The organism is Meridianimarinicoccus roseus, assembly GCF_003172915.1.
In the GTDB taxonomy this organism is placed as follows: domain Bacteria; phylum Pseudomonadota; class Alphaproteobacteria; order Rhodobacterales; family Rhodobacteraceae; genus Meridianimarinicoccus; species Meridianimarinicoccus roseus.
Map to the genome: position 1 here is coordinate 43,668 of NZ_QGKU01000025.1, position 26,075 is coordinate 69,742.

The 26,075-nt window shown below is 66.3% G+C and carries 21 protein-coding genes; 11 read left to right on the forward strand and 10 right to left on the reverse strand.

The genetic code is table 11. The features are described from left to right. Nucleotides 1–12 precede the first annotated feature (12 nt). The 4 genes from betI to ubiG all read left to right on the forward strand — a co-directional run bounded on the left by betI (nucleotide 13) and on the right by ubiG (nucleotide 4,627). Nucleotides 13–618 carry a choline-binding transcriptional repressor BetI gene (betI, locus tag DKT77_RS05555; protein WP_109810726.1) on the forward strand — a complete coding sequence of 202 codons (606 nt, stop codon included), beginning with the start codon at nucleotides 13–15 and terminating at the stop codon, nucleotides 616–618. Next, nucleotides 615–2,072: a betaine-aldehyde dehydrogenase gene (gene betB, locus DKT77_RS05560; RefSeq protein ID WP_109810727.1), complete on the forward strand. Its 1,458-nt coding sequence runs from the start codon at nucleotides 615–617 to the stop codon at nucleotides 2,070–2,072. The genes betI and betB overlap by 4 nt, the downstream gene beginning before the upstream one ends. A 102-nt stretch (nucleotides 2,073–2,174) precedes the next feature. Further along, nucleotides 2,175–3,833: a choline dehydrogenase gene (betA, locus tag DKT77_RS05565; protein ID WP_109810778.1), complete on the forward strand. Its 1,659-nt coding sequence runs from the start codon at nucleotides 2,175–2,177 to the stop codon at nucleotides 3,831–3,833. Nucleotides 3,834–3,874: 41 nt separating this feature from the next. Next, nucleotides 3,875–4,627 carry a bifunctional 2-polyprenyl-6-hydroxyphenol methylase/3-demethylubiquinol 3-O-methyltransferase UbiG gene (ubiG, locus tag DKT77_RS05570; protein ID WP_109810728.1) on the forward strand — a complete coding sequence of 251 codons (753 nt, stop codon included), beginning with the start codon at nucleotides 3,875–3,877 and terminating at the stop codon, nucleotides 4,625–4,627. Here the strand turns inward: ubiG and DKT77_RS05575 are convergent. Further along, a complete protein-coding gene (locus tag DKT77_RS05575) occupies nucleotides 4,606–4,821 on the reverse strand; it encodes a DUF1127 domain-containing protein (protein WP_238547707.1) in 216 nt (71 codons plus the stop codon). The two genes, ubiG and DKT77_RS05575, sit on opposite strands and share 22 nt — an antisense overlap. 220 nt (nucleotides 4,822–5,041) lie before the next feature. On the opposite strand from DKT77_RS05575, the gene DKT77_RS05580 reads away from it, so the two are divergent. The 6 genes from DKT77_RS05580 to DKT77_RS05605 all read left to right on the forward strand — a co-directional run bounded on the left by DKT77_RS05580 (nucleotide 5,042) and on the right by DKT77_RS05605 (nucleotide 9,698). Next, entirely contained in the window at nucleotides 5,042–5,764 is a 723-nt protein-coding gene (locus DKT77_RS05580) for an SGNH/GDSL hydrolase family protein (protein ID WP_109810729.1), read from the forward strand. 36 nt (nucleotides 5,765–5,800) lie between these two features. Then, entirely contained in the window at nucleotides 5,801–6,253 is a 453-nt protein-coding gene (locus DKT77_RS05585) for an RbsD/FucU family protein (protein WP_109810730.1), read from the forward strand. A gap of 82 nt (nucleotides 6,254–6,335) precedes the next feature. Further along, a complete protein-coding gene (locus DKT77_RS05590; protein WP_109810731.1) occupies nucleotides 6,336–7,256 on the forward strand; it encodes a ribokinase in 921 nt (306 codons plus the stop codon). A gap of 277 nt (nucleotides 7,257–7,533) precedes the next feature. Beyond that, nucleotides 7,534–8,505: a zinc-dependent alcohol dehydrogenase gene (locus DKT77_RS05595; RefSeq protein WP_238547708.1), complete on the forward strand. Its 972-nt coding sequence runs from the start codon at nucleotides 7,534–7,536 to the stop codon at nucleotides 8,503–8,505. A 15-nt stretch (nucleotides 8,506–8,520) separates the two neighbouring features. Further along, nucleotides 8,521–8,928, forward strand: coding sequence for a 6-pyruvoyl trahydropterin synthase family protein (locus DKT77_RS05600; protein ID WP_109810733.1), 408 nt, complete (start codon nucleotides 8,521–8,523; stop codon nucleotides 8,926–8,928). Further along, a complete protein-coding gene (locus DKT77_RS05605) occupies nucleotides 8,925–9,698 on the forward strand; it encodes a class I SAM-dependent methyltransferase (RefSeq protein WP_109810734.1) in 774 nt (257 codons plus the stop codon). The genes DKT77_RS05600 and DKT77_RS05605 overlap by 4 nt, the downstream gene beginning before the upstream one ends. Here DKT77_RS05605 and DKT77_RS05610 read toward each other — a convergent pair. The 9 genes from DKT77_RS05610 to DKT77_RS05650 form a co-directional block, all read right to left on the reverse strand. Next, nucleotides 9,677–10,435, reverse strand: a complete 759-nt coding sequence (locus DKT77_RS05610) for a RibD family protein (protein WP_238547709.1) — start codon at nucleotides 10,433–10,435, stop codon at nucleotides 9,677–9,679. The genes DKT77_RS05605 and DKT77_RS05610 overlap by 22 nt on opposite strands. Before the next feature lie 134 nt (nucleotides 10,436–10,569). After that, nucleotides 10,570–11,682, reverse strand: coding sequence for an S-methyl-5-thioribose-1-phosphate isomerase (mtnA, locus tag DKT77_RS05615; protein WP_109810735.1), 1,113 nt, complete (start codon nucleotides 11,680–11,682; stop codon nucleotides 10,570–10,572). A gap of 81 nt (nucleotides 11,683–11,763) precedes the next feature. Then, entirely contained in the window at nucleotides 11,764–14,163 is a 2,400-nt protein-coding gene (gene gghA, locus DKT77_RS05620) for a glucosylglycerol hydrolase (protein WP_109810736.1), read from the reverse strand. A 22-nt stretch (nucleotides 14,164–14,185) separates the two neighbouring features. Next, complete coding sequence (locus DKT77_RS05625; protein WP_109810737.1) at nucleotides 14,186–16,087, reverse strand: 4-alpha-glucanotransferase; 1,902 nt, start codon at nucleotides 16,085–16,087, stop codon at nucleotides 14,186–14,188. Further along, nucleotides 16,084–18,168 (reverse strand): glycogen debranching protein GlgX, encoded by a 2,085-nt coding sequence (gene glgX, locus DKT77_RS05630; protein ID WP_109810738.1) that lies wholly within the window; start codon nucleotides 18,166–18,168, stop codon nucleotides 16,084–16,086. Before glgX ends, DKT77_RS05625 begins: the two co-directional genes overlap by 4 nt. Beyond that, nucleotides 18,169–19,596 carry a glycogen synthase GlgA gene (gene glgA, locus DKT77_RS05635; RefSeq protein ID WP_109810739.1) on the reverse strand — a complete coding sequence of 476 codons (1,428 nt, stop codon included), beginning with the start codon at nucleotides 19,594–19,596 and terminating at the stop codon, nucleotides 18,169–18,171. It lies immediately after the preceding gene. After that, a complete protein-coding gene (glgC, locus tag DKT77_RS05640) occupies nucleotides 19,593–20,855 on the reverse strand; it encodes a glucose-1-phosphate adenylyltransferase (RefSeq protein WP_109810740.1) in 1,263 nt (420 codons plus the stop codon). The genes glgA and glgC overlap by 4 nt, the downstream gene beginning before the upstream one ends. A gap of 24 nt (nucleotides 20,856–20,879) precedes the next feature. Next, on the reverse strand, nucleotides 20,880–23,084 hold the full coding sequence (gene glgB, locus DKT77_RS05645; RefSeq protein WP_420798295.1) for a 1,4-alpha-glucan branching protein GlgB: 2,205 nt from the start codon (nucleotides 23,082–23,084) through the stop codon (nucleotides 20,880–20,882). Between the two features lie 62 nt (nucleotides 23,085–23,146). Next, nucleotides 23,147–25,534 carry a glycogen/starch/alpha-glucan phosphorylase gene (locus DKT77_RS05650; protein WP_109810742.1) on the reverse strand — a complete coding sequence of 796 codons (2,388 nt, stop codon included), beginning with the start codon at nucleotides 25,532–25,534 and terminating at the stop codon, nucleotides 23,147–23,149. A gap of 267 nt (nucleotides 25,535–25,801) precedes the next feature. Here DKT77_RS05650 and DKT77_RS05655 point away from each other — a divergent pair, with 267 nt between their 5' ends. Next, entirely contained in the window at nucleotides 25,802–26,002 is a 201-nt protein-coding gene (locus DKT77_RS05655) for a hypothetical protein (RefSeq protein ID WP_109810743.1), read from the forward strand. Nucleotides 26,003–26,075 lie beyond the last annotated feature (73 nt).

A 26,075-nucleotide genomic window follows, 5' to 3' on the forward strand; every position in this document is an offset into this window, starting at 1 on the left:
AAGGTGAATAAAATGAAACGGGCGAACGTGCAGGCGCTCAGGAAATCCGCCCTGATCGCCGCCACCATCGACCAGATCGGCGCGACCGGTTCGCTGGAAGTGACGGTCAGCCAGATCGCGCGCAAGGCTGGCGTGTCCAGCGCGCTGGCGCATCACTATTTCGGCTCCAAGGACCAGCTTTTCCTTGCCGCGATGCGCGCCATCCTGTCCGATTTCGGCGCCGAGGTGCGGGCCGAATGCGCGGGCCTCGAGACGCCCCGCCGCCGGGTCGATGCCATCGTACGGACCTGCTTCTCGCCCGGCAACTTCCGGCCCGAGGTCGTCGCCTCGTGGCTCAATTTCTACGTTCTCGCGCAGACATCGCGCGAAGCGCACCGCCTGCTTCGCGTCTACCAACGGCGCCTGCACTCCAACCTTCTGGCCGAACTGCGCCCGGTGGCCGATGTCCGTGCCCCGCAGATCGCACAGACCGTCGGCGCGTTGATCGACGGGCTTTATATCCGGCAGGCCCTGCGCAACGAAAGCCTCGATGCTGCGGCGTCGATCGGTCTGGTGACAGACTATCTCGACGGCGTGCTCGGTGCCAAACCCCAAGACAGCAAGGACCACCGCCCATGACCGCTCCGCTTCCGAAAGCAAGCCACTATATCAATGGTGCATGGCACGACGACCCGGCGGGCGACCCGCTGCCGGTCGTGTTTCCGGCCACGGGCGAAACCGTCGCTACGTTGACCACCGCAAGCCCGGCCACGCGCGATGCCGCGCTCGATGCCGCGCGCGCAGCTCTGCCCGGCTGGCGCGCAATGACCGGATCCGAACGGGGTCGCATCCTGCGCCGCGCTGCGGACCTGCTGCGCGACCGCAACCGGGCTATGTCGGAACTCGAAACGCTCGATACCGGCAAACCGCTTCAGGAAACGCTCGTCGCCGACGCAGCCAGCGGCGCCGATGCGCTGGAATACTTCGGCGCCGTCGCGGCCGGCCTCTCGGGAGAGCATATCCCGCTGCCCGGCGGCGACTGGGCCTATACTGTCCGTGAACCTCTGGGCGTGTGCGTCGGGCTGGGGGCGTGGAACTATCCAACGCAAATCGCTTGCTGGAAGGCTGCCCCGGCACTCGCCTGCGGCAACACGATGGTCTTCAAGCCGTCCGAAACGACGCCGCTCTGCACCCCGATGCTGGCCGAGATCCTGACCGAAGCCGGGCTGCCACCGGGCGTGTTCAACGTCGTGCAAGGGCGCGGCGACGTCGGCGCAGCGCTGTCGACCGATCCGCGCGTCGCCAAGGTGTCGCTTACCGGGTCGGTGCCGACCGGCCGCAAGGTCTATGCCGCGGCCGGCGAGCGTATGAAGCATGTCACGATGGAGCTGGGCGGCAAGTCGCCCATGATCGTGTTCGACGATGCCGATCTCGACGATGCGGTCAGCGCCGCCATCAACGGGAACTTCTATTCCTCCGGGCAGATCTGCTCCAACGGGACGCGGCTCTTCGTGCAGTCCGGCCTGCATGACGCTTTCGTTGACCGTCTGTGCGAGCGGCTGAAGGGCGCGGTGATCGGCGACCCGCGCAACGAGGCGACAAATTTTGGCCCGATGGTCAGCGCGGCACAGCGCGACATCGCGCTTGGCTACGTTGCGAAGGGCATCGCCGAAGGCGCGCGGCTGGTCACCGGCGGCGCGGCAATCGACGGGCCGGGTTTCTTCATGCAGCCCGCGATCTTCGCGGACGTGACCGATGACATGACCATCGCCCGTGAAGAGATTTTCGGGCCGGTCGCAACCGTGTTCTCTTTCGAAACCGAGGCCGAGGCGCTCGCCCGCGCCAACGCCACCGCCTTCGGGCTGGCTGGCGCCGTGTTCACCCGAGACCTTGCCCGCGCGCATCGCGTCGTCGCCGGGCTCGAGGCGGGCACCTGCTGGATCAACACCTACAACCTGACGCCGGTGGAAATGCCCTTCGGCGGGGTGAAAGACAGCGGCGTCGGCCGCGAGAACGGGTCGGCTGCCATCGAACACTACTCGCAGCTAAAAAGCGTGTACGTCGCCATGAACGGGGTCGAGGCGCCGTTCTGAGGCGCGCCGCCCGCCGCCGCGACTCTCACGAGACCCCTACACGATTCCTAAAGGGGTCCAATGCGCCTTCGGGCCGACCAAGACAAAGAGGAAAAACCGACCATGCAAGCCGATTACGTGATCGTCGGAGCCGGGTCCGCCGGCTGCGCAATGGCCTATCGCCTGACCGAGGCCGGCCGCTCCGTCATCGTCGTGGAACACGGCGGAACCGATGCCGGCCCGTTCATCCAGATGCCCGCCGCGCTCAGCTATCCGATGAACATGAAACGCTATGACTGGGGGTATCGCTCCGAACCGGAACCACATCTTGGGGGGCGGCGACTGGCCACGCCGCGCGGCAAGGTCGTGGGCGGATCGTCCTCGATCAACGGGATGGTCTATGTGCGCGGCCACGCGCGCGATTATGACACTTGGGCGGAGATGGGCGCGGACGGCTGGTCTTACGCCGATGTGCTGCCGTACTTCCGCCGGATGGAGACATGGCACAGCGGCGGGCATGGCGGGGACGCCGCCTGGCGCGGGACGAACGGTCCCCTGCACGTCAGCCGGGGCCCCCGGAAAAATCCTTTGTTTCAGGCGTTTGTCGATGCCGGGCGGCAGGCCGGCTACGAAGTCACGGACGACTACAACGGCGAGAAGCAGGAAGGCTTCGGCCCGATGGAGCAGACAGTGTTCAAGGGACGCCGCTGGTCTGCAGCCAATGCCTATCTCAAGCCCGCGCTGAAGCGCGACACCTGCACTCTTGTGCGCGGCCTTGTGGAGAAGGTCGTCGTCACTGATGGTCGCGCGAACGGCGTACAGGTCCGCCGCGGCGGAAAGTCTGAAACGATTTCAGCAAATTGCGAGGTCGTTCTGGCGGCCGGGTCAATCAATTCGCCCAAGCTGCTGATGCTGTCCGGCATCGGCCCGGCGGCACATCTGGCCGAACACGGGATCACCCCGCTGGCCGACCGGCCCGGCGTTGGCGCGAACCTTCAAGATCACCTTGAACTCTACATTCAGATGGCCGCCAGCCAGCCGGTCAGCCTCTACAAGTATTGGAACCTCTTCGGAAAGGCCCTGATCGGCGCGCAATGGCTGTTTACCGGAACTGGGCTCGGCGCGTCGAACCAGTTTGAAAGCGCGGCTTTCATCCGGTCCAGGGCGGGCGTGGAATACCCTGACATCCAATACCATTTCCTTCCCATCGCCGTGCGCTACGACGGGCAGGCCGCGGCCGAGGGGCATGGCTTCCAGGCGCATGTCGGACCAATGCGGTCCGCTTCGCGCGGGGCGGTGACGCTGGCCTCGGCCGACCCGGCCGCCGCGCCGCGCATCGTCTTCAACTACATGTCGCATCCGCAGGACTGGGAGGATTTCCGCACCTGCATCCGTCTGACCCGCGAGATCTTCGGACAGGACGCATTCAAGCCGTTCGTGAAGCACGAAATTCAGCCCGGCGCCGATGTCCAGAGCGACGCTGCGCTGGATGACTTCATCCGCGACCATGCCGAAAGCGCCTATCACCCGTGCGGAACCTGCCGGATGGGGCGGGCCGACGATCCGGGTGCGGTGGTGGACCCGCAATTGCGCGTCATCGGCGTCGACGGGTTGCGCCTGGCCGACAGTTCGATCTTCCCGCAGATCACCAACGGCAATCTGAACGGCCCTTCGATCATGATCGGCGAAAAAGCCGCTGATCACATTCTTGGCCGTGACCCACTGCCAGCCGCGAATGACCGGCCGTGGATTCACCCCGAATGGCAGACGGCGCAGCGCTGACGGTCGCGTGACAGGGCGCGGCAGCGGACTATCTGCCGCCCATGACACGAAGTTCCGCCGCCGGGCCCCGCCGCAACGATCAAAGCATCTACGACACCCATGCCGACCGTTGGTGGTCGGACGAAGTGCGCTGGGTTCGGACACTGAAAAACATGGTGCCGGGGCGGCTGTCGTGGTTCGACAAGTTCGCGGACTGGGAGGGGCGCAAGGTGCTTGACCTCGGCTGCGCGGGAGGCTTCATGGCAGAAGCGCTGGCACAGCGCGGCGCCGAGGTCACCGGCATCGATCCGTCTACCGGCGCCATCGGGGCGGCGCGGGCGCACGCCGCGCAGGCCGGTCTGGCGGTCAAGTACGACGTTGGACAGGGTGAGGCGCTGCCCTACGACGACGGGACATTCGACCGTGTCGTTTGCGTCGACGTGCTGGAACATGTCGGCGATCTGGGCGCGGTGCTGGACGAGGTGCGCCGCGTGCTGCGCCCGGGCGGCTTGTTCCTGTTCGACACGATAAACCGCAATCCACTGGCGCGGTTCGCGGTCGTCACGATGGCTGAGGGCGTGCTTCGGCTTCTGCCGCGCGGCACGCACGACCCGGCAATGTTCATCAAACCTGGCGAGTTGCGGGCCGCGCTTGAGGCGCGCGGCTTCGGCGTAGGCCCAATGACTGGGCTGGGTCCGCGCGGGGTGAACCGGCGGGGCGACCCCGTGTTCGGGCGGCTGCCCGGAACCGCGCTGCTTTACATGGGAACGGCGCGGAAACCGGGCGGGAACGATCAGATCTCGGAAGCGGCCTGACGCGCGATCGTGCTGATGTCGGCGCGAGAGATGCCGAGGTCGTTCAGTTCGCGGTCATTGAGAACCGAAAGTTCGTCATAGGTGCGGCGGAACGCGGCACGGCGAGCGCGTTGCGTGCGCAGCACATCCATCAGAGACTCCATGCGTTGTGCGAAGCCGGTTTCGAAACGGGTGATGTCGGTTGTGAAAGCCATTGTCTTTTTCCTGGTTGTCTGAGGGGCGGGCGGACCCGCCGTTACAGTCAACGATGTAGCCAGATGCTGCGCCTGCACAATGCACGTCTGCGAAATGCTGCTATGCAGCAATTGCAGGGCGCTAACATTAACCCGTTTCGGACCGTTTGCTTGATCGGGAGAGATGACCTGACGAATATGAACGCTCTTCCCCGAGAAAAAATTACGCAATGGGACTGCCATGCAAGACACGCCTCGCCCCACGATCCTGTGCTACGGTGACAGCAACACGCACGGCACGCGCGCCAATGCCGATCCAGACGCGCGCTGGCGTTATCGCAGCCATGTGCGCTGGCCCGGAAATGTGGCGCGGGCGCTCAAGGGGCAGGCGCGCGTCATCGCGGAAGGACTGCCCGGACGCACGACGGTGCATGACGACCCGATCGAGGGGGCGCACAAGAATGGCATCAAGGTTCTGCCGGCGATGCTGGAAAGCCATCAGCCGGTTGATATCGTCGTCCTCATGTTGGGCACCAACGATTTGAAGACGCGCTTTTCGTTGACGCCAGTGGATATCGCCCGGTCTATGGACCGGCTGATCGACGTGGTCGAGAAATCGGGCGCCGGGCGAGGCGGGGTTGCGCCCAGGGTACTTCTGATCGCGCCGGTTCCGATCCGCGAAGTCGGGTTGCTGGGTGGGCATTTCGCGGGTGGCAGCGAGTTCTCGGAACATCTGCCTGCGCATTACGACCTGCTGGCAGAACGCCGGGGATGCGAGTTCCTGGATGCCGGGGCGGTCGCGACGGTCGATCCGATCGACGGCGTCCATCTGACCGAGGCCGGGCACCTTGCGCTGGCCGATGCGGTGACGACCAAGCTGATCAAGATGATGCGCGAACTGGCCATCGGATCCTCGCGCAGCGCGCGTGCCTTTCCCCTTCCGCAGCTCGTCCGACGCGGCTAGTCTGCCCGCAAGGGACGGACGAGCCGGGAGGACGGAATGCTCAAAGGTCTGGATCCGCGGCTGAACGCGGATGTGCTATGTGCGCTCCGCGCCATGGGACATGGCGATACGGTCGTACTTTCGGACACGAATTTCCCGTCTGACCGGGTTGCCCGCGAAACTGTACTCGGGCGGCTTCTGCGAATGGAGAACCTGACGCTGCCGCAGGCGGCGCAGGCCGTATTGTCGGTGCTGCCGCTCGACACGTTCGTAGACGACTTTGCCGTGCGGATGGAGGTCGTGGGCGACCCCGGCGCATTGCCCGCCCCCCAGATCGAGGCGCAAGCCGAGATCGACCGTGTCGAAGGGCGCGTGCGCCCAATGCTTGCCGCCGAACGTTTCGCCTTCTACGACCTCGCCCGCAGCGCCTATGCCGTGATCCAGACCGGAGAGCGCCGGTTCTATGGCTGTATCATCCTGCGCAAGGGCGTGATCCCGCCCGCCGAGTGACGCGCCGCCGGGCGGGCAGGGAACAACCGCGACGGCCGCGGCCCGACCGTTCCAGATCCATCCGCCAGCAAGGAGATTGCCCATGTCCGCTCCCGTCGTGATCCTTGGCGTATTCGTCGCCGATACCGCCTTTCGCGCCGACCGTCTGCCGCGCCATGGAGAAACGATCCTTGGCCGCGAATTCGCGCTTGGTCCTGGCGGGAAGGGGTCGAACCAGGCGGTCGCGGCAGCTCGCGCGGGGGCGGATGCGCGAATGCTGACGCGCCTTGGGGATGATGCATTCGCGGGCATGGCGCGCGAGATCTGGGCCGGGGCTGGGGTCACCGATCACGCGATCGTGCAATCCGAGGGATATACCGGCGCTGCTTTCATCTTTCTTGAGCACACGACGGGCCAGAACGCGATCATCGTCTGCCCTGGCGTGGCCGCGGATCTGTCGGTGGCTGACATCGCGCAGTGGGGCCCGGTGATCGACGGGGCGGGCGTGGTGATGACGCAACTGGAACAGCCGATGGCGGCGGCGGAGGCGTTTCTTGCGCGTGGCCGGGCAGCAGGGGCGGTGACGATCCTCAATCCCGCGCCTGCGGCGGATCTGCCGCCGGGCATGCTGGCGTTGTGCGACTACGTGACCCCGAACGAGTCCGAGGCGGAGGGGCTGACCGGGATCGCGGTGCACGGTCTGGACGATGCGCGGCGCGCGGCGGATGCGCTGGTGGCGCAAGGCGCAGGGGCTGCGATCATCACGCTGGGCGAGAACGGCGCGCTGCTGCACGGGCCGGGGGTCAGCGCGCATGTACCGGTGGTTCCGGCTGGGCCGGTTGTTGAAACGACGGGGGCGGGCGATGCGCTGAACGGTGCGTTCGCTGCGGCGCTGGCCGAGGGCAGGTCGCCGGAAGAGGCGCTTCGCTTCGGCGTAACGGCGGCGAGCCTGTCGGTGACCCGGCCCGGCGCGGCCAATTCCATGGCGCGGCGCGAGGAGATCGAAGGTCTGCTGGCGCGCTGATCGGCGCAGGGCCTTCGTACCGAAAAGGGGCGCTCCCGCCCGTCTTCGACGCTGCCGCGTCTCATCCCGTTGGGCCCCGCCCTGCCCTCGTTCCGCGGGCAGGGCGGTTGCGCCCAGGAAGCACACCGCGTGTCATCTGTTCCGGACCCGCCCCTGTTCGTCCGGCGTGCGCCTCCTAAGTAGCGGTTCGGGGATTGCACTTCGCTGCGCAAGGCCTGACACAGACGCGCAACAGGCTGTGCCGGGCAAGCGGCGTGGCGACAGGAAGGATGGCAGCGTGACCGCACAAGCGCTTTGGACCATTTCGGAAAACCGCTTCGCGGTGCGCGACGCATCGCCAGCCCTGGCCGGGCCCGGCGATGTGGTGCTGCGCGCGCTGTATTCCGGCATCAGCCGCGGGACCGAGGGCCTTGTCGCGCGCGGCGCCGTGCCGGACAGCGAACATGAGCGCATGCGCTGTCCAAACCAAGAGGGCGACTTTCCCTTTCCGGTGAAATACGGCTACGCGCTTGTGGGTGAGATCGTGCAGGGCCCGGCCTCCCGCATTGGTCAGATCTGCTTTGCCCTGCATCCGCATCAGACCCGCACAGTTCTGCCTGCCGTTGCCGCGCATCCGCTGCCCGAGGGCTTGCCCGCGCGCCGCGCAGTTCTTGCGGCCAACATGGAAACCGCTGTCAACATCGCCTGGGACAGCGGCGCGGGGCCGGGCGACCGAGTTCTGGTGGTCGGCGCGGGCGTGGTTGGCCTCCTGACCGCGCATGTGCTTTCCGGCATTCCAGGCACCGAGGTTGCGGTCGCCGATATCGCTCCAGACCGCGCGGAAGTCGCCGAAGCGCTGGGGCTGGCTTTCCTGCACCCCGACCAGACGCCGCCGGATCGGGACATCGCCATCAACACATCGGCCAGCGCGGCCGGGCTGCGATGCGCACTGGCCTCGGCCGGTCAGGGCGCGCGCGTGGTCGAGGCGAGTTGGCACGGGACCGCCGATGTCTCCTTGCCGCTCGGCGGTGCGTTTCACGCCAGGCGGCTCGCGCTGGTTTCCAGCCAGGTGGGCGACCTGCCTGCCGACCGCAAGCCGCGCTGGAACTATGCCCGTCGCCTTGGACTTGCGCTGCGGCTTCTTCGCGACGCGCCAGTGCTTGACCGGTTGCTGACACACGACATTCCTTTGGCCGACGCGCCCGACAGGCTGCCCGCGCTGCTGGCACCCGGTGCGGATGCGCTATGCCCCGTCCTTACCTATCCCTGAACGGAGAGACCCGACATGTTCGCCCTAGAAGTCCGAGACCACATCATGATCGCCCACTCGCTGCCCGGGGAGGCTTTCGGCCCCGCGCAGGGCATGCATGGTGCGACCTTCGTCATCGATGTCGCTTTCTTCCGCGAGACACTGACCGAAAACGATATCGTCGTCGATATCGGGCTGGCGGCGGATGCGCTGAAGCGTGTGATTGCGCCGGTAAACTACAAGAACCTGGACGAGCTTGACCTGTTCGGCGGCAAGCGGTCCACCACCGAGGTGCTTTGCAAATACGTCTTCGACGCCATGGCAGCCGAGATCGCGGCTGGGCGGCTGGGTGAGGACGCGCGCGAGATCGTCCGCATGAAGGTGACGCTGAACGAAAGCCATGTCGCGCGGGCTTGGCTGGAAGGGCCGGTCGCCGGGGCATGAGCGGGTTCACTGCCGACTGGCTGGCGCTCCGCGAGGTGGCGGATGCCCGCGCCCGTGCGACGGGCCTGATCGACCGCGCGGGAACGGCGCTGGCCCGTCATGCGGCACCGCTGGTCTGCGATCTGGGGTCTGGGACCGGCGCGGGGATGCGCGCCTTCGCGCCTTCGTTTCCGCCCGACACGCGCTGGCTTTTGACCGACAATGACCCGGACACGTTGGCGCTGGCCGGGTGCGCGCCGGCTGTGCAGACCGCGTTGGCCGACCTTGCCGCGAACCCTGCGCCCTGGCCCGCAGAATGCCGTCTCGTCACTGCGACGGCGCTATTCGACCTGGCCGCGCCAGGCTGGATCGCGCGGCTTGCGGACTGTCTGGCAGCGGACCGGCTGCCGCTGCTGGCTTGTCTCACCTATGATGGTCGGCTGGGTTGCGTGCCCGCGCGGCCCGGTGACGCGGCGCTCTGTTCGGCTTTCAACCGCCACCAGCGCGGCGACAAGGGGCTGGGCGGTCCTGCGGCCGGACCAGGCGCGGTTGCACTGTTGGCAGAGGCATTGCGAACACGCGGTTACCGTGTTGCCCTCGCCGACAGCGCGTGGCGACTGATGCAGGACCGGGACAGTGCCTTGATGACCGAACTGGTGACGGGCTGGGCCGGTGCGATGGAGGGTCTTGTCGGCGTACAGACAGCGCAGGACTGGCGTGCCGCGCGGCTGGCGGACACGCAGCGCCTGACGGTCGGGCACACGGATCTTTACGCCGAACCGCCGTCCTGATCTGCGCCGAAGCGGCAGGCGACAAGGAAGTCGCCGTCAGGAAAAACGTGGGTGTCGGTGCGCGGGCGCGGCGCATCGTCGAGCGAGGCGAGCGGCGGCAGCGCGACACCCGGTTTGCCTGACCCGATGATCACCCGGCCGTAAAGCAGATGCAGCCCGTCCACGGCGCCTTCAGCCATGAAACGTCCGAGCGTGTCCGCTCCGCCCTCGACCAGCACCCGGCGCATCCCGAGATCTGCAAGCGCATCGAGTATCCATCGGGTTGGCAGCGCGCCGCCCGGCACCGGAAGGCGCGTCACGCCGTCGGGCAGGTTCGCTGCCCCGCCGAAGACGTAGCGCGCTGCCCCGCCGTCGGCCCATATCTTCGCCTCCCGTCCGATGCGCCCGTTGGGATCGATCAGCACGCGCGCCGGATCTTTGCCCGCGCAGTGGCGCACGGTGAGTTGCGGGTCGTCTGCCGCCACGGTCCCGGCGCCGACGACAACCGCGTCAACCAGCGCGCGCAGGCGGTGCAGGTGGTGCAGCGCGTCTTTGCCGTTGATGTAGCGCGACTCGCCGCTGTCGGTTGCGATGCGACCGTCCAGCGAAAGCCCGAGTTGCCCCACGACATAGCACCCGTCAGCGCGCCGGGCCTGAACGAGGGGGGCAAAGGCGCGCCGCAGTGGTGCGGGGCCACCCGTCGGGCCCGGCGCGGCGCCGGTGTCGTCGATCATCCGTTTCCAGGCGAGGTCCTGCATCGTGTCGGTCTTCTCCTGCTTTTTAGCGCCCTTGGGGCCTGCGCGCGTTCCGGTCTGCCGGATAGGCTTCCACGCCCGGCTCGTCGAAAGATAGGACAACGCGGAGAAAAGTCGCGCCGCGTCGGGCGGGCGCGTCAGGATGCGCGGCTTTCCGCGCTGGCGAGTTCGGGGAAAAGCCCCGCAAGGCCCGCGCGGCTGGCCGGGCAGATGCCGCGTTCCGTGATTAGTCCGGTGACCAGCCGGGCCGGGGTCACGTCGAAGGCCGGGTTCGCAACCCCGCTGCCTGCGGGCGTGACCTCCACGCTGGCGATACCGCCCGCGGCGTCGCGGCCTTGCACATGGCTGACCTCGGTTGCCGCGCGGTCCTCGATCGGGATCTCGCGCAGGCCGTCCGCGACGGTCCAGTCGATCGTGGGTGAGGGCAGCGCGACATAAAACGGAACCCCGTTGTCGTGCGCGGCGAGGGCCTTCAGGTACGTGCCGATCTTGTTGCACACGTCGCCCGTGGCGGTGGTGCGGTCTGTGCCGGTGATGACCATATCCACCAATCCGTGCTGCATCAGGTGCCCGCCCGCGTTGTCGGTGATGTAGCTGTGGGCGATGCCGTGGCTGCCAAGCTCCCAGGCGGTCAGTGCGCCCTGATTGCGTGGGCGGGTCTCGTCGACCCAGACCTGCAACGGGATACCGGCCTCAGCGGCATGATACATCGGGCTCGTGGCGGTGCCCCAGTCCACGGTCGCGATCCAGCCCGCGTTGCAATGGGTCAGCAGACGTACCGGTTCGCCCGCGGGCTTGGCGGCGGCGATTTCGCGGATCAGGCCAAGGCCGTGTTCACCGATCCTACGGTTGATTTCCACGTCTTCGTCCGCGATGGCATCCGCAAGGCGCATGGCGGCCCCGGCGCGGTCCGAGGCGTGAAGCGGCCGCAGTGCGGCGCGGCAGCGGTTAAGCGCCCAGGCAAGATTGATGGCGGTCGGTCGGGTGGCATTCAAAACCGCGTGAACATGGTCCAGATGCGCGTCTGACGGGTCGCGGGCCATCTGCACGGCGACGCCATAGGCTGCGGTGGCGCCGATCAGCGGCGCGCCGCGGACCCACATGTCGCGGATCGCGGCGGCGAAATCATCAAGGCTGTCCAGCACCGCGATGCGGAAGTCATGGGGCAGCCAGCGCTGGTCGATGATCCGCACCGCGCCGTCTGACGCATCGCGCCAGATCGACCTGTAGGAAACCCCATTGACCTTCATCGGACACCCCGCTTTGCACCGCGGCGGCTTCGACCCGCCGTCTTGCCGCATGATTGCCTTCGGCAGCAGCGGGCGCAACCCTCATGCGCGGGCCGGATCGCGTTCGAACAGCAGCGCCATGCTGTCCCGCAGGGTGATCGGCCCGCCTTCGTAGTCGGGTCCGATGGAGGGAGCGCGCAGACGCAGCGACCAGCCGAACCCCTCCAGCCCCGGGATCGGCAGCGTCAGAGGGTCGAAATCGCCGGTCTCGCCGCCCTCCATGTGCGCGATGCAGAACGTCTGTCGGCCGTCCGGCGCGTGGCGCAGGCAGGCGAACACCGTCCGTCCGTCAATCGGCCGAAGGTAGTCGAAATGGTCCTTCGGCCCGAGATTGCCGCGCAGCCACGGGTTCGCCCTGCGGAACTTTCGCAATTCGAACATGTAGCCGGTCTGTACGGGGTCCAGTCCCGAAACCGAGTTCGACACGTTGCAATATTCGTGCATGTCGTCCATCCACGCGCGGGCGATATGCTTGAGTTCTTGCGCGGTGAAATAGGCCGGACCCGCCAGCTTCGGCTCCACCGAGTTCAGCAGGTCGGGGATCACATTCAGGTCGTATTCCGTCACCTCGACCAGTGCGGGCAGGAATTCGAAGAACCGCAGAAGGTCGTCCCGCGTCTCGAATCCGATCTCCTTCAGGCGGCGGAAGTTCTGGGGCACTGAGTAGCTGTATTCGTCCACCTGCCATTTGAGGCTGATCGCTTCCTCAGCCACCACCTTCACGCCGTAGCGGTCGTCCTGGTTGCGGATGAAACCCCAGCTTGCACGGCTTGTCGCGTTCAGGAAATCCATCGGCACGCCGGGAAAGGCCGCGTAGGTCAGCATCGACACCGCCGGGTTGTCATAGGCCTTGTCGAGGATGTCCATCCTGGTGTCGCCGAGGCGCGTGTTGATGTTCAGCTTCGGGCTGACCTGCGTGCCGCGCCGCAGCGTGTCGTGGTTCGCTGTGCCCGAGATCCAGTTTGATCCGACGTCCATCATCTCGCGGATGCGCCAGTATTTTGACAGCCAGAAGCCGTAGATGAACGGCGTGTTGTGCGCGAAGGTCAGCGGGCCCCATTGGAACACGTCGGGGTCGTTGTCGGCCATGTTCTCGATCACCGCACGGTAGTTGGAGGAAAGCTCCCAATCCTCCTGCGGCCAGGGGCGGCCATCCTCGAACACGAACCATGGGCGGAACGGAGTGGCGGCAACCTGCTGCGGAACATCGGCCATCAGGTGCAGGTAGTCGTCATCGTGGCGCATGGTCTGGGTCGCTGGATCGTACCACTTGAAATCCTGCGCGCCGTCCACACGCACCCCGTCCGCGCCGAAATTTACCTTGCGGCGCTGCATCTCCAGCAGGATCGCGCGCACAGCCGGGTTCCGGTAATCAAGGTTCTGCCCGTACATGTTCGGCCCGGCGAAGAAATGCGGGTTCAGTGCGCCAAGCCCCTGGTTGTCCGAATGGCCGAACACCACGTCGAGGATCAGCATTTTGCGTTTTTTGGGGAAGTTGTGCAGCGCCGCTGCGAAATCGACCAGTTCGTCCGGGCGGCCACTTTCCAACAGCACCGGGTTCACCGTCGCCATTCCGGCGATCACAACGTCATAGCCCCAGTTCGTGGTGTCGGGCCGGGTCAGGCTGATCGTGGCTCGTTCGGTGCTGTGCGGAGCTTCCTGCCAAAAGGCCGGCCCGGTCTCGTAAACTGTCGTCGGCTCCACCGGCAGAAGCTGCACCGCGTCATAGCCGAGATAAAGCTGGTCCGACGGCTCGAGCGGCAGGTCGGCGGCGAAGCGGTCCGCCAGCCGTTCAAACTGCCGTGTCAACGCCGCAAGCGTTCCCCCCGCGGTGGCTGTCGGCACGTGGATCTGCAGAATGTTGGTGGGCGGGGTGAACTTGTGCGGCGCGCCGTCCGCCGCATCCGCGGCGAGGTCCGCGTAATAGGCGAGGTCGCGTCGCGCCGCCTGCATTGCCCCCACGTCGTAAAGCTCGGCCGGGGCGAAAGCACCGAAAGGCAGCGACATGGCCAGAGGGTCGAGTATGCGGTGCCATTCACCCGCCGCATCGCGCCACACCAGCGCATAGAAGTCACCAACCTGTTCGCGGGTGCCGGCAATCATGCCGTCGATCACCGCGAAGGTATGCGCTTCGTAGCGGGCGACGGGCATGTAGGCGCGGTGGAAATCAACCTCCTGATGTGCGCGGGTAAGGTCCAGCGGCTCGCACGGACTGAGCACTTCAAGGAAAACGTCGCCGTCGGGCACCCGGTGGTCAAGCAGTTCCGGTGTCCAGAAGCCGAAGGTCGCGCGGCCGTCCCCGGCATGGGCGCCCAGCCGCAGCGCGATCTCGCGCTCCCCGTCGAAGGCTGTCGGGGCCGAGTTCAGGGTCCGGGCGCACCAGTCCGCAAGGGCGTGGGCGGCGTCGGCGTCGGCGTGAAGGCGCTGTGCGAGATCGGTCATGAAGGCTCCTCTCAAGGGTGGGTCAGCGGCGCATGAGCGCCGCGCTGCGCAGGACCTGCGCGTCGCGGCCAAGATCTGCCGCGGGAACCGGCAGGCGGCGCCGCCAGTTCGGATGGGCGTCGATCGTGCCCGGAAGGTTGGGCTGTTCGGTCAGCCCGAGCATATCCTCTGCCTGCACGGCGACAAGGGCTGCGGCAGATCCGGCAAGCGCGAGGTGCAGCGCGTCCGCCGTTCCGTCTGCGGTTCCGTGCGCGGTGTCGAAGGCGGCGACTTCGGCGGCGCGGGTAGCGCGGGCGGCGGGCAGGTCCTCGCCCGGCAACTGGCCGATGCGCGCCCACCATTCCAGATCGCGTCCCGTCCGCCAGCCCTTCCAGGTCGGCAGATCGTGGCTCGCGAACGAAGCAAGCGTCAGCGTGTCGTAGGCCGAACCGGGCCGGTAGCGGGTGACGTCCGCCTCCTGGTCGCGTTCGAACATGGCGACCCGGCAGCCCAGCACGCCGGCCTCCTGCATCGCGTCGCGCAGCCCCTCGGGAACATTGCCAAGATCCTCCCCGACGACGGTCGCACCGGCGCGCGCGGCTTCGATCCGGGTGATCGCCAGCAGCGCCGCGCGGGGCATTGTGACATAGGCTCCTGGCGCGCCGTTTTCCGGCACCCAGAATGCGCGTTCGAATCCCAGCACGTGGTCAACCCGCAGCAGCCGCGCAAAGCGGAACTGCGCGCGCAGGGTGTCGATGAAGGGCTTGAAGCCCCGCGCGGCAAGGGCGCGTGGATCAAACGGCGCGATCCCCCAACTTTGTCCGCCTGGCGAGAACGCGTCGGGGGGCGCACCCAGCGACACGCCGCGCGCGAACACTTCGGGCTCCGCCCAGGTTTCTGCGCCGCCCGGATGCGTGCCCACGGCCAGGTCAAGATACAGACCGTGCCGCATGCCCGCCGCCGCCGCCGCGTCGCGCACCTGGCCCAGTTGCGTCGCGGCCTCTTGCTGCGCCCAGGCATGGAAGGCCGGGCCGTCTCCGGCTGCGGCGGCGAAGGCTGCGACTTCGGGGTTGTCCGGACGGCGAAGCGCGGCGGGCCAGTCGGGCCAATAGGGGCCGTGACGGTCCGCGAGCGCCTGGTGCACGGCGAAACGCCACAGGTCGGCGTCGTCAGTGGCGTGTGCGACGGAGGCGGCGCGCGCTGCATCGGACAGCGCCGCGTAGGCGGCCCGCAGTGCGGCAAGATGCGCCGGGCGGTCCGCTGCGTAGTCAATGAGATCGCCCGGGCTACCGGGGCGGCCGGGCAATGCCAAATGTGCGGTGTTCAGTCTCTGACGGCTGGACGGCGAGTAGGGGCTGAACGCGTCCGGATCGGTCGGGAAGCCCGCATGGATCGGGTTGATGCCGACGAAATCGGCACCTGTGCCTCCGAGTCCGGTCACTGCGGCGGAAAGGTCGGCGTAGTCACCGAAGCCCCCTTCCGCAGCGGTGCGCAGCCCGTAAAGCGGCAGCGTCACGCCCCAGCCGCGGGCGGGGGCCGGCAGGGTGGGCGGCGCGGCGATCACGAGTAGCGCGCGACCGTCCAGCAACAGCCGGTGATAGCCCGCGGATAGTGCGGGCAAGGACACGCGGCCCGCCGCGTCGCCGCCCGCTTCGGTGCCGTCCTCGGCCAGCAGGTGCCAAGGACCCTGTCCTTCGATCTGCGCTGGCGCGCCTGATGTCACCACGTGCCAGCCGTCATAGCCGCCTTCCGCAGGCGGCGCGCGCAGCATGTCGAGCGCGTCCAGCGCCTCTGGCTCGGTTCCGGCGGGAAGTCCCATTGCGGCCAGCAGGGCGCGGGCGGCATCTGCGCCGGTTTCGCGCAGCGCGCCGGTCACATCGCGGTAGCGCGGCACGATCCCGGCCGCCGTCGCCAGCCGGTCGAGAGCGGAGCCGGGAACGATCATGCCCCCGTGTCCAGCCGGAAGACCGTCACGCAATTGGCCGACAGCTTGATCCGCTCGCCGGTGCGTTCGTCACGCACCGGGGGCGTGCGCGCAGTGTCCACGCAGCGCAACCAGCGTTGCCCGGCGGCAAGTCTGGGCAGGCGCACCTCCAGTCGGTCGCCGCAATTGAAGACCACGAACAGCGCCTCTTCCAGCACGTCGTAGGCCGGGGTGCCGCTGGCGGTGCGCATTTCGACAGCGACGAAGGACAGCGCCGGGTCTTCCCAATCCGCCGGTGTCATCGGCTGCCCGTCTGCCCGCCACCAGAACAGGTCAGGCTTGCCGTCGCTGGCGCGTTCCTCGGCATGGAGAAACAGCTTCTGGCGCAGGATCGGATGCGCCTTGCGGAAGGCGATCATCGCGCGGGTAAACTCCAGCATCTGGGTGTCCGCGTTGTCCCAGTCGATCCAGCCGATCTCGTTGTCCTGGCAGTAGGCGTTGTTGTTGCCGCCCTGGCTGTTGCCAAGCTCGTCTCCCGCCAGAATCATCGGGGTGCCTTGGCTCAGTAGAAGCGTGGCCATCATGTTTCGCCGCCGCCGCCCGCGCGCGGCCACGATCCGCCGGGTGCCCGTTGGTCCCTCGACCCCCATGTTGTCAGAAAAATTCTCGCCGTGCCCGTCGCGGTTGTCCTCGCCGTTGGCGGCGTTGTGCTTCTGGTTGTAGCTGACAACGTCCATCAGCGTGAACCCGTCATGCGCCGTCAGCAGGTTCACCGATGCGGTGGCAGGGCGGCCCGAATGGTCGAACTGCAGCGCCGACCCGGTAAGCCTTTCGGCCAGTTCCGGCGCCATGCCGGCGTCACCGCGCCAGAACCGCCGGACCCCGTCGCGGAACTTGTCGTTCCATTCCAGGAACGGGGGCGGGAATGCGCCAAGCTGGTACCCGCCGGGGCCGATATCCCATGGCTCGGCGATCAGGCGCACATCGGCCAGAACCGGGTCCTGACGGATCGCATCGAAGAAGGACGCGCCGCGGTCGAATCCGACATCGGTGCGCCCCAGTGTGGAACACAGATCGAAGCGGAACCCGTCCACATGCATCACCTCCACCCAGTAGCGCAGGCTGTCCATCACCATGCGCAGCACCATCGGGTGATCGAGGTTCACGGTGTTCCCGGTGCCGGTATCGTTGATGTAGTAGCGCGGGTCGTCCGCCAGCCGGTAGTAGCTGGCATTGTCGAGACCGCGAAATGCCAACGTAGGACCAAGCTCGTTGCCCTCGCATGTATGATTATACACAACGTCGAGGATGACCTCGATCCCTGCGGTGTGCAATCGCGCGACCATCTGCTGGAATTCGGCGATGTCGCCGTCCAGCAGGTAGCGCGGGTCCGGAGCGAAGAAGCCCAGGGTCTGGTAGCCCCAGTAGTTTGTCAGCCCCTTGTCGACGAGGAAACGGTCGTTCAGAAAAGCCTGCACCGGCAGCAGTTCCAGCGCAGTGATCCCCAGGCTTGTGTAATGGTCCAGCATCGGATCTGATGCCACACCAAGGAAGGTGCCCCGTTCGGGCACGTCGCGGCGGCCGGCCGTCAGCCCCTTCACATGGCCTTCGTAGATGATCGATTCGCGGGTCCGGGTGCCTGGCGCCAAGTCGGAGCCCCATTCGAAGGATGGATCGACGACGACCCCCTTGGGCATGTAGGCGGCGCTGTCGCGGGTGTCGAAGCTCAGATCGTCGCGTGCGGGATCGTAGCCCAGCAGCGCGTCATGCCAGATCGGATGGCCGGTCAGCCGCTTGGCGTATGGATCCAGCAGCAGCTTGTGCGGGTTGAAGCGGTGGCCCGCGACCGGGTCGAAAGGCCCGTGTGCGCGGTAGCCATAAAGCTGCCCCGGCCGCAGCCCCGAGATATAGCCGTGCCACACGTCGCCGTTGCGTTCGGGCATGTCGTGGCGGGCCAGTTCCTGCGTGCCGTCGGACGAGAACAGGCACAGCTCCATTCGGGTCGCGTTCTGCGAGAACACGGCGAAGTTCACGCCGTCCCCGTCGAACGTGGCCCCGACCGGCTTGGACCGCCCGGCGCTCATGGTGGTGTTTTTCGGCATCTAGCTCCTGCCTGCAAGGTCCCGGTAGAGCGCGGCATAGGCCGCGCCGGAGCTGTCCCAGCCCACCGGGTGACGCATGGCATTGCTCTGCATGCGGGTCCAGACCTTGGGCGCGGAAAACAGCGTGCACAGTCGTTCCAGACCGGCAGTCAGCGCCTCGGCGGTCAGCGGATAAACCGTTACGCCGGTCGCTGCACCTGCTTTCAGCCCCGCATCGGAGGCGTCGATCACAGTGTCGGCCAGCCCGCCTGTCAGCGCCACAAGCGGGATTGTGCCGTAGCGCAGGCCGTAAAGCTGGGTCAGCCCGCAGGGTTCGAAGCGGGACGGGATCAGGATCGCATCAGCGCCGGCCATCATGCGATGCGACAGCGCCTCGTCATACCCAAGGTGCACCGACAGGTTCGGGTCGCGCACGGCCGCGTCGCGCCACACGGCTTCCAACTCGCGCTGGCCGCTTCCGAGAAGCGCCAGACGCCCGCCCCGCGACGTCAGTGCAGGCAGCGCTTCGAGCAAAACGTCCAACCCCTTCTGTTCGGTCAGCCGCGAAACGACTATGCAAAGTGGACCCTCGCCGTCCGGCAGGCCGAATTCGGCCTGCAGCGCAGCCCGGTTCTGTGCCTTGCCGCTGGGTGCGGTGTAGGGCGTGATGTCCGGGTCGTTTGCTGGGTTCCACATCTCGAGGTCGATGCCGTTCAGGATGCCAACCAGGTCCGCCCGGCGATCTCGCAGCACGCCCTGCAGGCCCATGCCGAACTCCGGCGTCAGCAATTCGCGTGCGTAGGTCGGACTGACGGTGCTCAGCCGATCGGCGCAGATGAGGCCCGTTTTCAAGGCGCTGACCTGGCCATAATATTCGGCGAGGCCTGGGTGGAAATCCGCCGGTGCCACCCGAAGAGAGCCAAGTCGCCAGGGTGGGGCCAGTCCCTGGAAGGCGATGTTGTGCACGCTCAGCACAGATCTGGTGCCGGGCGCGTGGCGTTGCAGGAAATACGGCATCAAGCCGGCCTGCCAGTCATGGCCATGCACCACGTCCGGCGTCCAGCCGTCCGGCAGCCCGTCGCGCGCCAGCAGCATCGCCGCCCAGCAAAGCGCAGCGAACCGTTCGGGATTGTCCGGCCAGTCCTGCCCGTCGGGGCCAAGATAGGGGCTGCCGTCGCGTGCATAGAGATGCGGAGCGTCCAGCACCAGAAGGTCCAGACCGGCGGCGTGACCCGCAATGATCCGCCCGCTGCCACCGAACAGGTCGGGCAGGCTGGTCAGCACCTCGCCGTCCTCCACCGCCGCCATCACCTTGGGATAACCGGGCAGCAGCGTGCGCAAAGTGCAGCCATGCGGGGCGAGCGCGCCTGGCAGTGCGCCCGCCACGTCGGCAAGCCCGCCGGTCTTGATCAGCGGCGCACATTCCGACGTGACGGACAGAACCTTCATTCGGCGGCGGCCTTCCGGTCCAGCATGTCCTGCGTGATCAGTGTGATCCCGCCTTCGGAGACGCGGAACCACTTGCCGTCCTCGGCCGGGTCTTCGCCTACGACCAGCCCCTGCGGGATTGCGACGCCGCGGTCGATCACCACGTTCTTCAGACGCGCGTGGCGGCCCACATTGACATATGGTAGCGCGACGACGTTCTCGAGCGCGGCAAAGGAATTGGTGTGCACCATCGTGAACAGAACCGAGTTGCGCACGTCGGTGCCCGAGATGATGCACCCGCCAGCCACTAGCGAAGACACCGCTGACCCGCGGCGGTTTTCCTCGTTGTGGATGAACTTGGCTGGCGGCACGCTTTCCGAATAGGTCCAGATCGGCCAGTCCTTGTCCCACAGGTCAAGGTCGGGCGAAAAATCCGTCAGGTCTATATTGGCCTTCCAGAACGCGTCGATCGTGCCGGCATCGCGCCAATAGGCCGGCGCGTCGGACCTGCTTTTCACGCAGCTTTCTGTGAAGCGATGCGCCATCGCCTTGCCGTTCTTCACGATGTCCGGGATCAGGTCGGTTCCGAAATCATGGGTTGAATTGCTATCCTCGGAATCGCGCAGCAGAAGGTCACGCAGGAAGGCCCAGGAAAACACGTAGATCCCCATGGAGGCCAGTGCCAGAGACGGATCCTCGGGTGTGGCGGGCGGGTCCTTGGGCTTTTCGAGAAACTCGGTGATGCGCCCGCTGGCGTCCACGGCCATGACGCCGAAGGCCGACGCCTCGGCGCGCGGGACAGTCAGGCAGCCCACGGTGACATCTGCGCCGCTGTCCACATGCTGGCGGATCATCAACTCGTAGTCCATCTTGTAGATGTGGTCGCCCGCCAGGATCAGCACGTAGTCCACTCCGTAGCTGTCCACGATGTCGATGTTCTGCGCCACGGCGTCTGCAGTGCCGCGATACCACATCTCGTCGATCCGTTGCGAGGCGGGCAGGATGTCAAGGTATTCGTTGCGTTCGGCGCGGAAGAAGTTCCAGCCGCGCTGGCAGTGCCGGATCAGGCTGTGCGCCTTGTACTGCGTTGCGATCGCCATCTTGCGAATGCCAGAGTTCAGCGCGTTCGACAGCGCGAAATCGATGATTCGAACCTTTCCGCCGAAATAGACCGCCGGCTTCGCGCGCCGGTCGGTCAGCTCCTTCATCCGAGAACCGCGCCCGCCGGCCAGCACGAAGGCCATTGTCCGGCTCGATAACCGTGTATGTGAAGTTTCCATCGTCTCGTTCCTCCCTGAAGTCCCTCAGTCGTTGTCCGGTGCCAGGAACACGACCGACAGGGGCGGGATCACGACTGCCGCGGATGCGGGCTGGCCGTGATGCGGACTGTCGATGGCGGTCACTGCGCCCATATTGCCGCGGTCTCCTCCTCCGTAAATCGCGGCATCGGTGTTCAGTATCTCGCACCAGCGCCCGGCATGGGGCAGCCCGACGGTGTAGCCGCTTCTTTCCACAGGGGTGAAGTTGCAAAGCACGACGACAGGGTCGGTGCCTGCGTCGCCCCGGCGCACCCAGGCATAGACCGACGTATCGGCATCGTTCGCCTCGATCCAGGCGAAGCCTTCGGGATCGCAATCGGCCATGTGCAGCGCGGGGCGGGCGCGGTAGGTAGTGTTAAGGTCGCGCACCAGCCGCGCGATCCCGGCATGTTCAGGGCGGGCCGCTGCGTCCCAATTCAGCTGCGCGGCGTGGTTCCACTCCTCGGGCTGGCCGAATTCGCAGCCCATGAACAATAACTTCTTGCCGGGATGGCCCCACATGAAGCCGTAGTAGGCGCGCAGGTTGGCGAACTTCTCCCATTCGGTTCCGGGCATCTTGCCGAGCATCGACCCCTTGCCGTGAACGACTTCGTCGTGACTGATCGGCAGAATGAAGTTCTCCGAGAACGCGTAGTGGATGCCGAACGTCATCTTGTGGTGGTCATAGCGGCGATACAGCGGGTCCTTGGCCATGTAGGAAAGGGTGTCGTTCATCCAGCCCATGTTCCACTTGTAACCGAAGCCCAGCCCGCCGCCGTCCACCGGGCGCGACACGGCCGGAAAGCTGGTGCTTTCTTCTGCCACCGTCATGATGCCCGGCTGCGCGCCGTAGGTGATCGTGTTGGTGCGCTGCAGCATCGAGATCGCTTCGAGGTTCTCGCGCCCGCCATGCACGTTGGGCACCCATTCGCCGTCCTTGCGCGAATAGTCGCGGTACAACATGGATGCCACAGCGTCGACGCGCAGCCCGTCGACATGGTATTCCTCCAGCCAATAAAGCGCGTTTGAGATCAGGAAGTTGGCAACCTCGGTGCGGCCGAAGTTATAGATCAGTGTGTTCCAGTCCTGGTGGAACCCCTCGCGCGGGTCGGCGTGTTCATAAAGCGCAGTTCCGTCGAACCGGCCGAGGCCGTGCGCGTCGGTGGGGAAATGCCCCGGCACCCAGTCGATCAGCACGCCGAGGCCGGCCGCGTGTGCCGCGTCGATCAGGTCGCGGAATTCGTGCGGGGGGCCGTGCCGGATCGTCGGTGCGAACAGGCCCACCGGCTGGTATCCCCAGGAACCGTCGAAGGGATATTCGCTGACCGGCATCAACTCGATATGGGTGAAACCCATGTCGGCGACATAGGCCACAAGCTGCTCGGCCGCCTCCTTGTAGGACAACGCGCGGTTGCCTTCGGAGGCGACGCGCCGCCACGATCCCAGGTGCACCTCGTACACAGAGATCGGCGCGCCGCGGGCGTTGTGGCCCGCGCGCTCGGCCATCCATTCCCCGTCGCGCCAGCCATAGCCGCTTATGTCTCGTACCACCGACGCGTTCTCGGGCGGGTGCTGTGATCCGAATCCGACGGGATCTGCCTTGAGCGGCAGCACGGTGCCGTCGCGAGACAGCAGTTCGTACTTGTATATCTCTCCTTCGCCGAGGCCGGGAATGAAGATTTCCCAAACGCCAGTCGCGCCGCGCAGGCGCATGGGATGGGTGCGCCCGTCCCATTGATTGAATTCGCCCACCACGGACACGCGCTGCGCGTTCGGCGCCCAGACGGCAAAATGCACGCCGCGGCTGCCGTCGTGGTGGCAGGGATGGGCGCCCAGCACCTGCCAGATCCGCTGATGTGTACCTTCGCCCAGAAGGTATTCGTCCATCTCGCCGATCACCGGGCCAAAGGCGTAGGGGTCTTCGAACTCCCAGATGGCGCCGTTGCGGCCGGTGCCGCGTAGCCGGTAAGGTCCATCCGGCACGGGGCCGGTAAAGATGCACCCGACCTCTGGATGGCGCGGCAGGTCGATCTCGTCATCGCCGACGAGGACAGTGATGGCGGCTGCGTCCGGGTGCAGCACGGTCAGGTGCGGCGTGTCCTCGTGCATGTGGCGTCCCAGCACGGAGAACGGGTCCCCGTGGCGGGCGGCGGCAAGCTTGTTAAGGGCATCGAGGGGCGGAAAGGCGGGGGTGTTCGATGTCATGGACATGCTCCTATGCTAACGCCATCCGCACAGGACGCAAATCCCGCGTCTGGAATGCGCCTTTCCGGTCACTCTCCGTCGGCGCCAAGCGCGGGCCCTGTCCGCCAGATATCCGCCAGATAGCCGCGCATCGAGCGGTCAGACGAGAACCAGCCCGAGCGCGCGGTGTTCAGCGCCGCCATGCGCATCCAGCCGCCCTGATCGGCATACGCAGCGTCAACCTCGCGCTGCGCACGCCAGTAGTCGGTGAAATCCGAGCAGACGACAAAGTAATCGTGCCCCGACAGGTTTTCCGCGATCCCGGCATGGCGCCCCGGATCGCCGGGCGCGAAGGTGTCGTCGCGCACGGCGTCGAGGGCGCGGGCCAGCCGCGGGTCCGCCGCGATCGCCTGCGCCGCGTGATCGCCAAGCTCGCGCCGGGCGTCAACCTCGGGGGCGGTCATTCCGAACAAGAAGAAGTTGTCAGTTCCAACGTGCTCGCGGATTTCCACGTTCGCTCCGTCCAGCGTGCCGATGGTCGGCGCGCCGTTCAGCGCGAACTTCATGTTGCCTGTACCGGAGGCTTCCTTGCCCGCGGTCGATATCTGCTCCGACAGGTCCGATGCGGGAATGAGCCGTTCGGCCAGCGTGACGTTGTAGTTCGGCAGGAATACGACCTTGAGGTATTTAGACGTGACTGGATCGGCGTTCAGCACGGCTGCCACGTCATTAATCAGGTGAATGATTTCCTTGGCGAAAACATAGCCTGGCGCCGCTTTTCCGCCGAAGATTTTCACCCTAGGCGTCCAGTCCGCGTTGGGGTTGTCGCGGATCTCCTGCCAAAGCGCGATAGCTTCCAGAATATTCAGGTGCTGGCGTTTGTATTCGTGGATTCGCTTGATCTGCACGTCGAACATCGCGTCGGGATCGAGCGCGATGCCCTGGTTACGCTGGACCCAGTCGACCAAGTCAGTCTTGTTGCCGCGCTTGGCGGCGGCGAAACGGTCGAGGAACCCGGCATCGTCGAGATGCGTCTCCAGCCCGGACAGTTGTTCGAGATCGCCGACCCAGCCGTCGCCGATTGCATCGGTGATCAGCGTGCTCAGACGCGGGTTCGCGCCCAGCACCCAACGGCGCGGCGTGACACCGTTGGTCTGGTTGATGATACGGTCGGGATGAAGGCGGTGAAGTTCTTTGAAAACGGTCTGCTTCATCAGGTCGGTGTGCAGCGCCGAAACGCCGTTGACCTTGTGCCCCATGATGAACGCAAGCTCGCCCATCTTCACTTCGCCGTCCTCCAGCGCGTTGGCGCGCCGATCGGGCTTCTCGGCAGCGTGCGCGGCGTCGATCCGTTCGATGATCTGAAGGTGGCGCGGCAGCAGGCGCCCCATCAGCTCCACCGGCCATCGCTCCAGCGCTTCGGGCAGCAGCGTGTGGTTGGTGTAGGCCAGGCAGCCGCGCGCGGTGGCGATCGCCTCGTCCATTGGTAGGCCGCGCTCGTCGTGCAGCAGGCGCACCAGTTCCGGCCCTGCAATGGCCGGATGCGTATCATTAAGCTGGAATGCCACTTTCTGCGGCAGCAGGTGAAGATCGTCGTATTCCGATTCGAAGCGCCGCAGCGCGTCGCGCAATGACGCCGCGGTGAAGAAGAACTCTTGCTTGAGCCGCAACTCCTTGCCCTGCGGCGTGGTATCGTCGGGGTAAAGCACCCGGCTGATCGTGCGCGCCAGCGTCTCGGGCGCGGAGGCGGCGATGTAGTCGCCGCTGTTGAACCGGTCGAGATCGAAAATCTGCGTCGGCTTGGCAGACCACAGGCGCAGCGTGTTCGCCCAGCGGCCCTTCCAGCCGATCACCGGAGTGTCATAGGCCTGCGCAATAAGCCCGTCCTCGGGTTCCCAGACACTGCGTCCGTCTTTCTGCACAACGCGGCCACCGAAGCCGATGTGGTAGGTGGACTCGGGGCGTTCGAATTCCCAGGCATGTGTCTGTTGCAGCCAGTCCTCCGGCGCCTCGATCTGCCGCCCTTGCACGAAGCTTTGCTTGAACAGGCCGTGTTCGTAGCGGATGCCGTAACCCATAGCGGGCACCGCGAGGCTGGAAAGCGATTCGATGAAACAGGCCGCAAGGCGCCCAAGCCCGCCATTGCCGAGGGCGGCATCCGGTTCATTCGACAGCACGGTGTCGAGTGGCAGGCCGAGATCTGTGAACGCCTCGTGCGCCGTTTCTAGAAGGCCGAGGTTGACGATTGCATCCTGCAGCAGGCGGCCGATCAGGAATTCCATCGACAGGTAGTAGACACGTTTGTTTTGGCCGGCATAGGCGGTGCGCGTGGCGTCGAACCAAGGGTCCGTGATCCGGTCGCGGACGGCAAGGGAAAGCGCCATGCGCCAGTCCTGCGTGACGGCGTGGGCGGCGTCCTTGCCAAGCGAGTACTTCAGATGGTGCAGAATGCTGTCGCGCAAATCCGACGATGTCATGCCTCGATCCTTTCCCGTGCCGCATGGTTGTGCGGCCCTACCGGTTAAACACCCCTTATCACGTGCCCACCACGGCCCGATGGTCAAGACCGGCCCGGGCGCGGCAAAGGACCGCCTTAGGTCCGCGCGTCTGGTTGCGCTAACACATACAGTGTTGCAGGCTTCCCGCAACCCGTCGTCTGCCCGTGACCGGAATGCGCGTGCAGGTGTGGTCAATAGCCCGCGGCGCGGCTAAGACCGCGATGTCACTCCAAGCAAGGATCCCAAATGTCCGCCGCCCGCATCGTGATTGCCTGCGCCGCCCTGTTGCTGGGCGCGTGCACGCAGAACCTGAACACCAATATCGCGCAGGGCGCGGGCCTCGGGGCGGCAAGCGGGCTTGCGGTGGGTGGCCTGCCCGGCGCGCTTGCGGGCACCGCTGTGGGCGCGGCTTTCGGCGTGATCGCGACCCCCGGCACCGCCCCCTAGACCCGCACCCGCCCAGCCCCTAGGCTTGGGTGAAAACGAGGGGACGAGGATGCGGCAGGGCATGATACGGCAC

Coding starts and splice junctions, on each gene's coding strand:
- betI (WP_109810726.1), top strand. CDS start 13: ATGAAACGGGCGAACGTGCAGGCGCTCAGGAAATCCGCCCTGATCGCC.
- betB (WP_109810727.1), top strand. CDS start 615: ATGACCGCTCCGCTTCCGAAAGCAAGCCACTATATCAATGGTGCATGG.
- betA (WP_109810778.1), top strand. CDS start 2,175: ATGCAAGCCGATTACGTGATCGTCGGAGCCGGGTCCGCCGGCTGCGCA.
- ubiG (WP_109810728.1), top strand. CDS start 3,875: ATGACACGAAGTTCCGCCGCCGGGCCCCGCCGCAACGATCAAAGCATC.
- DKT77_RS05575 (WP_238547707.1), bottom strand. CDS start 4,821: ATGGCTTTCACAACCGACATCACCCGTTTCGAAACCGGCTTCGCACAA.
- DKT77_RS05580 (WP_109810729.1), top strand. CDS start 5,042: ATGCAAGACACGCCTCGCCCCACGATCCTGTGCTACGGTGACAGCAAC.
- DKT77_RS05585 (WP_109810730.1), top strand. CDS start 5,801: ATGCTCAAAGGTCTGGATCCGCGGCTGAACGCGGATGTGCTATGTGCG.
- DKT77_RS05590 (WP_109810731.1), top strand. CDS start 6,336: ATGTCCGCTCCCGTCGTGATCCTTGGCGTATTCGTCGCCGATACCGCC.
- DKT77_RS05600 (WP_109810733.1), top strand. CDS start 8,521: ATGTTCGCCCTAGAAGTCCGAGACCACATCATGATCGCCCACTCGCTG.
- DKT77_RS05605 (WP_109810734.1), top strand. CDS start 8,925: ATGAGCGGGTTCACTGCCGACTGGCTGGCGCTCCGCGAGGTGGCGGAT.
- DKT77_RS05610 (WP_238547709.1), bottom strand. CDS start 10,435: ATGCAGGACCTCGCCTGGAAACGGATGATCGACGACACCGGCGCCGCG.
- mtnA (WP_109810735.1), bottom strand. CDS start 11,682: ATGAAGGTCAATGGGGTTTCCTACAGGTCGATCTGGCGCGATGCGTCA.
- gghA (WP_109810736.1), bottom strand. CDS start 14,163: ATGACCGATCTCGCACAGCGCCTTCACGCCGACGCCGACGCCGCCCAC.
- DKT77_RS05625 (WP_109810737.1), bottom strand. CDS start 16,087: ATGATCGTTCCCGGCTCCGCTCTCGACCGGCTGGCGACGGCGGCCGGG.
- glgX (WP_109810738.1), bottom strand. CDS start 18,168: ATGCCGAAAAACACCACCATGAGCGCCGGGCGGTCCAAGCCGGTCGGG.
- glgA (WP_109810739.1), bottom strand. CDS start 19,596: ATGAAGGTTCTGTCCGTCACGTCGGAATGTGCGCCGCTGATCAAGACC.
- glgC (WP_109810740.1), bottom strand. CDS start 20,855: ATGGAAACTTCACATACACGGTTATCGAGCCGGACAATGGCCTTCGTG.
- glgB (WP_420798295.1), bottom strand. CDS start 23,084: ATGTCCATGACATCGAACACCCCCGCCTTTCCGCCCCTCGATGCCCTT.
- DKT77_RS05650 (WP_109810742.1), bottom strand. CDS start 25,534: ATGACATCGTCGGATTTGCGCGACAGCATTCTGCACCATCTGAAGTAC.
- DKT77_RS05655 (WP_109810743.1), top strand. CDS start 25,802: ATGTCCGCCGCCCGCATCGTGATTGCCTGCGCCGCCCTGTTGCTGGGC.